This is a genomic window from Winogradskyella undariae (assembly GCF_013285155.1).
Taxonomy (GTDB): domain Bacteria; phylum Bacteroidota; class Bacteroidia; order Flavobacteriales; family Flavobacteriaceae; genus Winogradskyella; species Winogradskyella undariae.
Genome location: NZ_JABTEL010000005.1, coordinates 159,115 through 170,933 on the forward strand (window position 1 = coordinate 159,115; position 11,819 = coordinate 170,933).

An 11,819-nucleotide genomic window follows, 5' to 3' on the forward strand; every position below is an offset into this window, starting at 1 on the left:
AACTTAATAATTTTATCCTCTACTACGTCTGCTACTGCTAGATGAGCTACTACCACTACTAGATCTAGAACTACTAGAACTCGATCTAGTCGTTGTTCCTGATGATCTAGAGCTGCTTGAGCTTGATCTTCTAGTTGTTCCTGATGATCTTGTGCTTCTTGTAGGGGTTGTTGATCTTGTAGTTGTAGATCTTGTTGTCGTTGTAGGTCTCGTTACTCTACTAGATCTTGTAGTTGTTCTTCTTGTTGTAGGATAGTTACCAGATCTAGCTCTTGTATTTGAATTATTTCTAGTTGTACTTGACGAATTTGATAGTCTTCTTGTAGAATAGTTGTTTCTAGTTGATATTGCAGAGTTACTTCTACGACTTAAGGTGTTGTTGTTACTGTAACTACGACTTAAACGTTCGTTATAAAGTACAGATCCTCTTCTAGAGTTGTTGTAAGCATATCTACTATTTCTATAATAATTATTATTCCATCCATAATTACTGTAACCATAACCATTGTGCCAAGGAGAATTGTAACCGTAACCGTAATATGCACCGTATGCCCAAGGTCTGTTCCAACTGTATCTATAATTGTTGTATCCCCATGGTCTATTCCAACCATAGTAACCATAACTAAACCCCGTATTCCACATCCAAGGATCGTTATAGCCGTACCAACCATTATCTACATAATTAATTGTTATTTCATTAGTGTTTTGTCCCCAACCACCATAAGCAACTTGATCTTCAGTATAATCTGCTGCTTGTTCAGTATACTCACCTTCGTAAGAATCAATATCTGTAAAAATTTCAGATTCTTCTTGTATGGCATCTACTTCTGCTGAGTTTTCAGCGAAATAGTTTTTATAATAATTTGAGTTGTTTGTAGAGGTTGTAACTACGGGTTCTTCAACAACTACTTCTTGTTCTTCTGTGCTGTAAATCCCATCATTATCATAGCCTACATATTGAAACGAACCACAAGAAGTTAACGCGGTAATGAAACCGAGAGCAACAAAAAATGGCAATTTTTGGGTAATTATAGTTTTAAATTGCATATCTCTTTTATTTTATTGTTGAACATAGCAAAAATAGTTAGTTTTGCTGTATTATTTAATACATTTAACATAAGCGCAATATTTGTGCCAAAACACGGAAAATGAGTAAAAATCTTACGAGTAGAGCTGAAGATTATTCAAAATGGTATAACGAATTAGTTGTAAAAGCTGATTTAGCAGAGAATTCAGCTGTTAGAGGTTGTATGGTTATAAAACCTTATGGTTATGCTATATGGGAAAAGATGCAAGCAGAATTAGATAGAATGTTTAAAGAGACAGGACATGAAAATGCTTATTTTCCATTATTTGTACCAAAGAGTTTATTTGAAGCAGAAGAAAAGAATGCAGAAGGTTTTGCTAAAGAATGTGCTGTTGTAACACATTATAGATTACAGAACGATCCAGATAACCCAGGGAAATTAAGAGTAGATCCTGAAGCTAAGCTAGAAGAAGAGTTAGTGGTTAGACCTACAAGTGAAGCTATTATTTGGAACACTTATAAAGGTTGGATACAAAGTTATAGAGATTTGCCAATTTTAATTAATCAATGGGCAAATGTAGTACGTTGGGAAATGCGAACACGTTTGTTTTTACGTACAGCAGAATTTTTATGGCAAGAAGGTCATACAGCTCATGCAACAAAAGCAGAAGCGCTAGTAGAAGCAGAGCAGATGAATGATGTTTATGCAGAGTTTGCTCAAAACTTTATGGCAATTCCTGTTATACAAGGCGTGAAAACAGAAAGTGAACGTTTTGCAGGAGCAATTGATACCTATTGTATTGAAGCTTTAATGCAAGATGGAAAAGCACTTCAGGCAGGGACTTCACATTTCTTAGGTCAAAATTTTGCAAAAGCCTTTGATGTTAAGTATACAAATAACGAAGGAAAGCAAGATTATGTATGGGCAACATCATGGGGGGTTTCTACACGATTAATGGGAGCCTTAATAATGACGCATAGTGATGATAAAGGTTTAGTATTACCTCCAAACTTAGCGCCATCTCAAGTTGTTATTGTTCCTATATTTAAGACGGATGAACAATTCGAATTAATTTCAGAGAAAGCTCAAACTATTATTAAAGAATTAAAAGCTTTAGGCGTAAGCTGTAAGTTTGATAAAAGAACGACACACAGACCAGGGGCTAAATTTGCTCAACATGAATTGCAAGGTGTACCGTTACGTATTGCAATTGGCCCAAAAGATTTAGAAAATAATACTGTTGAATTAGCTCGACGTGATACTTTAACGAAAGAGGTCGTTCAAATAGATGGTATTGCTTCAACTATAAAAGATCTTTTAACGGTAATTCAAGATGCGTTATATGCGAAGGCTTTAAATTATAGAGATGAACATATCACTAAAGTTGATGATTTTGAAACTTTCAAAAAAGTTTTAGAAAATAAAACAGGATTTATTTCAGCGCATTGGGATGGTACTGCAGAGACCGAGAAAAAGATCAAAGAACTAACAAAAGCAACGATTAGATGCATTCCTATGGACAATGTTAAGGAAGATGGGGTATGTGTGTTTAGTGGTAAACCATCACAAGAAAGGGTGCTTTTTGCAAAGGCTTATTAAATTATTTTAAAAAAAAATGAAATAATTGTTGCAGAAGTAAAAAAGAGTTGTATATTTGCACCCGCAATGGAAACGTTGCTGGTTCATTAAAATATTAAAACAACAAAATGGCCCGTTCGTCTATCGGCTAGGACGCATGGTTTTCATCCATGTAAGAGGGGTTCGACTCCCCTACGGGCTACAATTTTAATAAGAAAGAGATAACAATGGCAAATCATAAGTCAGCTTTAAAAAGAATAAGAAGAAACGAAAAAAGACGTGTTCTTAACAAGTATCAACATAAAACAACTCGTAATGCTATAAAAAAATTACGTGAAATTACAGATGCTAAGGAAGCTCAAACAATGTTACCTTCTGTGATTAGTATGTTAGATAAATTAGCTAAGAATAAAGTTATTCATTCTAACAAAGCTGGGAATTTAAAATCTCAGTTAACTAAACATGTTGCAGCAATATAATTATTGTTTCTTTCAACGATATTAAAGAGTCTTTCCTTTTGGAAAGACTTTTTTGTTTTTAAGATATGTTTGAGTTTATATAATTACTATCTTACTACATCATAAAAATTTAAAAAAGTTAGTCATACTTATAAGTACTACCTTTATACCTTAAAATAGATTAAAATGCATAAAGCAGGTTTTGTAAATATTATAGGAAATCCTAATGTTGGGAAGTCTACATTGATGAATGCTTTTATTGGTGAAAAATTATCAATAATTACATCTAAGGCGCAAACAACTAGACATAGAATTTTAGGAATTGTTAATGGCGAAGATTTTCAGGTCATTTTAAGTGATACGCCTGGTATTATTAAGCCCGCTTATGAATTACAGGCTTCTATGATGGACTTTGTAAAGTCTGCCTTTGATGATGCTGATGTTTTAATTTATATGGTTGAAATAGGCGAGAAAGAGTTGAAAGATGAAGCCTTTTTTAATAAAATTACCAATTCTAAAATTCCTGTTTTATTATTATTAAACAAGATTGATAATTCTAATCAAGAGCAATTAGAAGAACAAGCGCAATTATGGCAACAAAAAGTACCTAATGCAGAGTTTTTTCCAATATCAGCTTTAGAAGGCTTTAATGTTCAGAATGTATTTGATAGAATTATAGAGTTATTACCTATGTCTCCTGCATTTTATCCAAAAGATCAATTAACAGATAAGCCAGAGCGTTTTTTTGTAAATGAGGCGATAAGAGAAAAAATATTATTGCATTACAAAAAAGAAATTCCGTACGCAGTTGAAGTCGATACAGAAGAGTTTTTTGAAGAGGATGAGATCATTAGAATGCGTTCTGTTATTATGGTTGAACGTGAGACCCAAAAGGGGATTATTATTGGTCATAAAGGATCTGCTTTAAAACGTGTTGGTATTGAAGCACGTAAAGATTTAGAGAAATTCTTTGGGAAACAAGTACACTTAGAATTGTATGTTAAGGTCAATAAGAACTGGAGAAGTAATCAGTCGCAATTAAAACGTTTTGGTTATAATCAACGATAAGGTTTAAGTATTTTATGCATAAAGCTATTTAATAGCTGCATTTCTGGCTTTCCTTTTGCGCGACCTATTCTTCCTGCAAAATATAGTAAGCACCAAATAAGGATCATAAATAGTGACAGGGATAATTGTAATGCAAAAGAGTTTCCTAGGTTCGCATTTGTGTAAGCCCAAATGCCAAATCCAAAAAATAAGGCAGCTACAATAAAATGAAAAAACATAAACATGGTCCAAACAGTAGGGTTTGGACCAAATAAGCCACTTACAATAGCTCTATCTTCACTAGCTTCATTAATTTCTAGATGTAACTGCGGTGACCAAAAATGTTGGTTTTTTTTAAGAAACCTTATAAATACATGGTTATCTACTCTAGAAACTATAAATTCTGTTTGATTTTTTTTATTCTCTTCAAAACTTTCTAATATAGAATTGTTATTTGCCGGAATTTCCAGTTTAAAACGTGGTCTTAGAACGATTTCATTAGAGATTGTCATATTTTTTTTGAAATAAAAATTCTTTTAACGTAAAATTAGAAATTCACAACGTCTGTTAATAGAGTGTTCTGTTTCTGTACAGTTATCGCCACAAGGAACTAAGGGGCGGGTTTTTCCGTATCCTTTAGATCTTAAACGTGATCTTTTTATTCCATTTTCTACTAAATATTCTAATGTAGCAAGTGCTCTTTTTTCAGAGAGTTCTAAATTAAATAGCTCACTTGATCTAGAATCTGTGTGTGCACCAAGTTGAATTTCCATTCTTGGGTACTTTACTAATAATTCCACTAATACATCAAGAGTTTTTGCTGCTTGAGGTTTAATATCCCATTGACCAAAATCGAAATAAATATTTTCTAATTCAATATAAGTATTACCATTACCATCATCAATTACAATTTCTTCAGCATCTTTATAAGCTCTAATTTTTAATTGAATATTAAATTGAATATTACCTTTGTCATTAGTATCAAAATATTCAATATGAGGAATGTATTTAGGTTGGTATCCTTCTATAGAATAGCTTTGATTAGGTCTTATTAAGAATTTATATTTACCATATTTATCAACGATTTCTTCTCCAATTTTATGTCCTTTTTTGTCATATAAAACAACGATGGTATTTGGTAGTATTTGACCTGTTACGATATCTGTAACTAAGCCCTCTAAATAATAGTGTCTTTCTTTCTCTAAGCGCTTAAAAGTATAAATATTGTCTAGACCAGCTCTGTTTGACGAAATGAAACCTGTATTTAATGAATCAATAAGTACAAAGGAAAAGTCATCTTTTTCACTATTTATAGTTTCTCCTAAATTTAAAGCTTCTAAAAATTTATTGTTTTTAAAACTACTTGCAAAAATATCTAAACCACCAAATCCGTGCTTACCATTAGAAGAGTAATATAGGGTAGTGTCTTTTGCGATATAAGGAAATTGTTCTCTTCTTACAGAATTAATTGAGCTTCCTAAATTAATGGCTTGACCAAATGATCCGTCTGAGAATAAGTCGACATAAAAAATATCAAATTCCCCAAGTGTTCCAGGCATATCACTTGAAAAATATAATTTATCTTCCTTCTTATTAAGGGTAGGGTGCATGGTTGAATAAGTATCACTAGAGAAAGAGACAGGTTTTATATTTGTCCATTGACCTTCAATTAATTGGGCGCTAAATATACTTACGACAGAAATTTTTGTAGAGTCTAAACTAATTCGTTTTTTTAAATTTCTAGAGAAATACATTGTTTTGCCGTCTTTTGTAAATACAGCATTACTTTCGTGTTGTTTTTCTTTATTAATCTCTTTACTTAAGGGTTGAATACTATCTAAGTCTATTTCACCTTCTTCAGAGAGTTTAGTTTCGTATAAATCTAAGTAAGGTTTGCCGTTCCAATGATAGTTTGGGTATTTAATGTTTTTTGTTGAGGCAAAAACAATCTTATCTGCATTTAGTGCTATGCCAAAATTAGACCCTCCAACATCTTCTGTAAGATTTTTTAATTCGTAATTATAAGGAACTATTTTTTCTAATAAAGCTTTAAAATTTGGGGTATTTATTTTGTCGTCTAAGTATAATGTAGATATCTCATCAGCTTGTTTGTAATTTTTTGTTCCTTTTAAAACTTCATAATATTTAAAATAGAAAGACTCTGTTAGATTTTTGTTTGTTTTTGTATTATAAATCTTTTTATACGTTTTATAGGCTTTTTCATAATCCGTATTATAATAATAGCAATCACCTAATTTTTCTAAATTTTCTAACGTTTTAGGAAGCGTTGTGAAGATTTCAGCTGCTTCTAAGTAAGCTTTATTTTTGTATAAAATATCAGCTCTTCTTTGTGATTGAGAAAAACAGAGCGTACTGATCATTAAAAGGACTAATATGATATAAAATTTATGTGTTTTCATCTGTTTTTGATTAGAAAAATCTTGGAGATTTATCATAGCCTTTACCGAACTTTTCTATGTTAAATAATAAAAAGACTTCGTGAGAGCCAGAATTAAATTCTCCTAAGTTAGTGAGTGTATAATCGTATGCATAACCAATTCTAATTGCGGATGATATTGAGAAATTAATCATTCCAGTAACTGAATCGTCGTAGCGATAACCTGCACCAAATTCTAGTTTATCATACATCAATATGTTTGCTGTAAGATCTACTGATATAGGTGCGCTATTAACATACTTTGTCATAAAAGCAGGTTTAAATTTTAAATTTTCATTTAAATTGAAAACGTAACCTCCTGTGAAAAATAAGTGTACATTTTCTGAAGCTTCAGAGACAATACCACTTTCATCTTTAAGGTGTTTTGATTGTAGTAAATTTGGTGCAGATAATCCTACATAATATTTTTCAGAAAAATAATATAGACCAGCACCAATATTAGGGAAGGTTCTATTTATATTTTCAGAAAAAGCGGGATCTTCATTAACTTGATCAGAATAAGTAAAACCATCAAAATTTGTACTAAAAAATGTTGCTCCTGCTTTTATTCCAAAGGACAATTTTGAATTTAGACCAATAGGAAGCACATAAGCAACATCAGCATACGCACTAGTTTGTTTTACAACATCACCAATTTCATCATGTACAATAGAAATACCTCCTTCTAATTGATCAGTAAGTTTTGTATGACCAAAAAATGTTCCAGTTGTAGGGCCACCAACAGAGCCAACCCATTGTGATCTGTAAAGTATGCCTAAATTTATATTAGTATCATCATCAAGAGCGTACGCAGGATTCACTACACTCATATTATACATATATTGTGTAAATTGCGGATCTTGTTGTGCATGCGATGAGAAGCTTAATAATGAGATTATTATCGCAATACTATATGTTATTTTATTTGTCATTTAATTATCTATTTAAATAGACCCTCCCTTGTTTTGGTTCTCGTTCTCCATCATTAAACTCTAATATGTAAAAATAGACACCAGAAGGTAATACAGAGTTGTCTTTTTTACCTGTTCCATTCCATTTAGGTGAATTAATATTCCCTTCATAAAATATATTACCATATCTATTATAGATGCTTAATTTAAAATTTGGGTATAAATCATTTAAGTATAAAATATCAAAAACATCATTAATTCCATCTCCATTAGGTGAGAATCCATCTGGTATTAAGAGTTCTTCAACACATGAAACTAAATTAAGAGTAAACTCTAACCTAGTGTTACTTTGACAACCATATTCGGATTGATAAGCAGCATAATACGTTAAGCCATTTATTAGGGTTTCTGTAGAATCATATGGGGTTCCATTTGTTGATTCGTCATACCAAATTATATCATTATCTTCAACAGAGACGATATTGTTTGTTAAATCGGCAACAGTTAAAATATCCCCTAAACAATATTCAATGTCATTATTTATAATTTCAGGTATTAATGATTCTTGGATTTCAATTTCAAATGGCTCTAAAGTGTCTGTTATTGCACTACAGTTCTGATTTAATGCAAAAAGATGAATTATTGTTATTATACTATTTCCTGGATTACTTAATAATGAAGCAGGAATTACTAGAGCAGCATTACCATCAATTATTGTTATTATTGTTGTATTAATAGAATTGTTTGATCCGGTTATTGAGTATTCTATAGAATAATCAGCATCGGTTAATTGAGTCGCATTTGTTATATTAATGACAATGTCTTCATTGTTTTGACAAACAAAATTATCATCCATTTGTAATGTTAGTCCCGTAGCATTCGGTATTTCTAGTATTGTTACGGTTACTGTTGCAGTATCTGTAATATTACACTCAGTAGAAGTTAATGTGTATGTATAATCACCAGCTTGATCTATATTTGGGTCAAATTCTCCTGTTCCACTAGCTAATGATGGTGTCCATATTCCTCCTGCATCTGGAGTACCACCTAGATTATCAAATAAATCAGTAATAGTATCATTAGAACATATATTAATAATGTTATCATTACCCGCATTTGGTGGTGCAATAAGTGTAACAGTAACAGAAGCTGTTGCCTCAGGGCAGGTAGATGAGGTATTTGAAACAGTATAAGTGTAAATGCCAGGCGCATCAACATTAGGATCAAAAAGACTTGAACCACTAGTTAATGCAGGACTCCATTCTCCTCCTAGTTGAGGTGTACCTTCTAAAACATCGTATAAATCAATCGTGTTTAATTCGTCTGAGCAGAATTCAACAGAACCGTTAGCACCTGCATCATTTGGATTTGAAATAGTTATAATCATACTAGAAGAACTTGTACTACATGAATTAGTTACTTCATATGTATAAGTGCCAGCTACATCAATACTAGGATCAAATATATCTGTTCCACTATTTAATAAAGGAGTCCATGTTCCTCCAATATCAGGTGTTCCATTAAGGCTTTCATATAGGTTAACTATATCAGTACTGCAAATATCTATTGTAGTGTTTGTACCAGAATTAGGTTCTTGTAAAATAGAAACTTCTACGTTTGCTGAAGAATCAGGACAAGAGGCTGTGCCTAATATTGTGTAGGTATAAGTTCCTGCCGTATCAAAAGAGGGATCAAAAAGTCCAGTTCCACTATTAAGGGTCGGTGACCAAGTACCACCAGTGCTTGGTGTGCCATTTAAATTATTAAAAAGATTAAAAGGACTGTCGTTTTCGCAAACTTCTACAGTTCCATTTTCACCTGCGTTTTCATAAGCTGAAATAGATATATCTACTGTTGCCGTAGCATAACCACAAGAAGAAGAAGGGTCACCAATAGTATAAGTATATATGCCACTAGGGTCTATAGTAGGATCAAATATATTTGTACCACTGTTAAGAGATGGTGACCAAAAACCTCCGGTTTCAGGTGTTCCATTAAGAGTTTCAAATAAATTAATTGTATTTTCATTATTACTACAAATATCTAGTACTGCATTTGAACCTGCGTCAGGTACTTGTAAAATAGAAACTTCAACGTTTGCTGAAGAATCAGGACAAGAGGCTGTGCCTAATATTGTGTAAGTATAAGTTCCTGCCGTATCAAAAGAGGGATCAAAAAGTCCAGTTCCACTATTAAGAGCAGGAGACCAATTACCACCAGTGCTTGGTGTGCCATTTAAATTATTAAAAAGATTAAAAGGACTGTCGTTTTCGCAAACTTCTACAGTTCCATTTTCACCTGCGTTTTCATAAACTGAAATAGATATATCTACTGTTGCCGTAGCATAACCACAAGAAGAAGGGTCACCAATAGTATAAGTATATATGCCACTAGGGTCTATATTAGGATCAAATATATTTGTTCCACTATTAAGAGACGGTGACCAAAAACCTCCATTTTCAGGTGTTCCATTAAGAGTTTCAAATAAATTAATTGTATTTTCATTATTACTACAAATATCTAGTACTGCATTTGAACCTGCGTCAGGTACTTGTAAAATAGAAACTTCAACGTTTGCTGAAGAATCAGGACAAGAGGTAGTGCTTAATATTGTATAGGTATAAGTTCCTGCTGTATCAAAAGAGGGATCAAAAAGTCCAGTTCCACTATTAAGAGTAGGGGACCAAGTACCACCAGTACTTGGTGTGCCATTTAAGCTATTAAAAAGATCAAAAGGACTGTCGTTTTCACAAACTTCTATAACTCCATTTTCACCTGCATTTTCATAAACTGAAATAGATATATCTACTGTTGCCGTAGCATAACCACAAGAAGAAGGAGAACCAACAGTGTATGTGTAAATACCACTAGGGTCTATAGCAGGATCAAATATATTTGTTCCACTATTAAGAGACGGTGACCAAAAACCTCCATTTTCAGGTGTTCCATTAAGAGTTTCAAATAGATTAATTGTATTTTCATTATTACTACAAATATCTAGTATAGCGTTAGAGCCAGCATCAGGTTCTTGTAAAATAGAAACTTCTACGTTTGCTGAAGAATCAGGACAAGAGGTAGTGCTTAATATTGTATAGGTATAAGTTCCTGCTGTATCAAAATTAGGGTCAAAAAGTCCAGTTCCGCTATTTAAAGCAGGAGACCAAGTACCACCAGTGTTTGGTGTGCCATTTAAACTATTAAAAAGATTAAAAGTGCCATTGTTTTCGCAAACCTCTATAGTTCCATCTTCACCTGCGTCTTCATTATCAGAAAAAGATACATTAACTGTTGCGGTAGCATAACCACAAGTAGCAGGTGCACCAACAGTGTATGTGTAAATACCGCTAGGGTCTATAGCGGGATCAAATATATTCGTGCCACTGTTAAGTGATGGTGACCAAAATCCTCCAGTATTAGGTGTTCCTTCTAATGCTGTAAATAAATTAATTGTTGAATTATTATTTTCACAGATATCTACTGTTGCATTTTCACCTGCATCAGGGAAATTATTTAAAATTACTGTTATAGCTAATCTAGCAGTACTTTCACAGGGAGGATCTACAGCTGTGGCATAATAAGTTTGTCCATTAACTAAAGGTGTTGAAAGAGGAAGAGTTACAGCGGAAAATAAGGAGTTATACCAATTATTATTGCCGGTAGCAACTAAATCGTTAAGTGTAGGCTGAAAACTAGAAGAAATACAAAATTGTTGAATTGGATCTCCTTCAGGTAAAAGTGTGGATCCAACATTAACTAAAACAGATAGTCTTGATGTTCTACAGTTTCCATCAGGACTTGCTTGATCTGCATAGTATAAAGTATCATCTATTAGAACATCAGTTTCATTTAAAGGAAGCCCACCTGATGATGTTAAATACCATTGTACATCATTTCCTACAGCGTTTAAGCTACTAACAGTTGCAAGTGAAGGATCATCTATACAAATACCTTGATAATTATCTCCAACGGGAGCACTGTAGATTATGACATCTACTCGAGCTCTTGTGGTACAAGTACCTGCGTTATTATCGGCATAGTAGTCTTCACCGCTAATTAGACCTTGTGAATTTGATAAAGGAGTTGTCGAGGTTGCCGAATCGTACCAAACAATACCTCCACCTGTGTCAGTTGCTTGTAAGTCACTAACTAAAACAGATTGTACATTACATAATGATTGTATAGGTTCTGTTACTGTAGGGCATTGAGCATAAGCAGGTGTAAGTATGCCGTTAATTGACAACGTAAGAAACACTAAAAACGTAGTATAACTTTTAAAACTGTACTTTTTGGCTCTCATAAATTTGTAATAATTATTTTTTGTTGAAATTGGCATAGAGCAGCAAATTCAAAATAAAACTAT

General features: G+C 32.8%; 8 protein-coding genes and 1 tRNA gene. 4 read left to right on the forward strand and 5 right to left on the reverse strand.

The window, feature by feature from the left end:
• Positions 1 to 12: 12 nt before the first annotated feature.
• A complete protein-coding gene (locus HSX10_RS09235) occupies positions 13 to 1,047 on the reverse strand; it encodes a hypothetical protein (RefSeq protein WP_173587927.1) in 1,035 nt (344 codons plus the stop codon).
• A gap of 101 nt (positions 1,048 to 1,148) precedes the next feature.
• Between HSX10_RS09235 and proS the strand changes: the two genes are divergently transcribed.
• The 4 genes from proS (at position 1,149) to era (ending at position 4,132) form a co-directional block, all read left to right on the forward strand.
• Complete coding sequence (gene proS, locus HSX10_RS09240) at positions 1,149 to 2,627, forward strand: proline--tRNA ligase (protein WP_173587928.1); 1,479 nt, start codon at positions 1,149 to 1,151, stop codon at positions 2,625 to 2,627.
• A gap of 109 nt (positions 2,628 to 2,736) precedes the next feature.
• A tRNA-Glu gene (locus HSX10_RS09245) sits at positions 2,737 to 2,808 on the forward strand.
• A gap of 25 nt (positions 2,809 to 2,833) precedes the next feature.
• Positions 2,834 to 3,085: a 30S ribosomal protein S20 gene (rpsT, locus tag HSX10_RS09250; protein ID WP_173587929.1), complete on the forward strand. Its 252-nt coding sequence runs from the start codon at positions 2,834 to 2,836 to the stop codon at positions 3,083 to 3,085.
• Between the two features lie 165 nt (positions 3,086 to 3,250).
• The gene (era, locus tag HSX10_RS09255) at positions 3,251 to 4,132 is read left to right on the forward strand and encodes a GTPase Era (RefSeq protein ID WP_173587930.1); all 882 of its coding nucleotides are present in this window, start codon (positions 3,251 to 3,253) and stop codon (positions 4,130 to 4,132) included.
• On the opposite strand, the gene HSX10_RS09260 is transcribed toward era, so the two are convergent.
• From HSX10_RS09260 to HSX10_RS09275, 4 genes are read right to left on the reverse strand one after another with little or no spacing between them, the layout of a single operon-like run.
• Positions 4,123 to 4,623, reverse strand: a complete 501-nt coding sequence (locus HSX10_RS09260) for a GTP-binding protein (protein ID WP_173587931.1) — start codon at positions 4,621 to 4,623, stop codon at positions 4,123 to 4,125. The genes era and HSX10_RS09260 overlap by 10 nt on opposite strands.
• A gap of 24 nt (positions 4,624 to 4,647) precedes the next feature.
• Positions 4,648 to 6,531: an OmpA family protein gene (locus HSX10_RS09265; protein WP_173587932.1), complete on the reverse strand. Its 1,884-nt coding sequence runs from the start codon at positions 6,529 to 6,531 to the stop codon at positions 4,648 to 4,650.
• Positions 6,532 to 6,541: 10 nt separating this feature from the next.
• Positions 6,542 to 7,480 (reverse strand): PorP/SprF family type IX secretion system membrane protein, encoded by a 939-nt coding sequence (locus HSX10_RS09270; protein WP_173587933.1) that lies wholly within the window; start codon positions 7,478 to 7,480, stop codon positions 6,542 to 6,544.
• A 4-nt stretch (positions 7,481 to 7,484) separates the two neighbouring features.
• A complete protein-coding gene (locus HSX10_RS09275; RefSeq protein WP_173587934.1) occupies positions 7,485 to 11,792 on the reverse strand; it encodes a T9SS type B sorting domain-containing protein in 4,308 nt (1,435 codons plus the stop codon).
• Between the last annotated feature and the right edge of the window lie 27 nt (positions 11,793 to 11,819).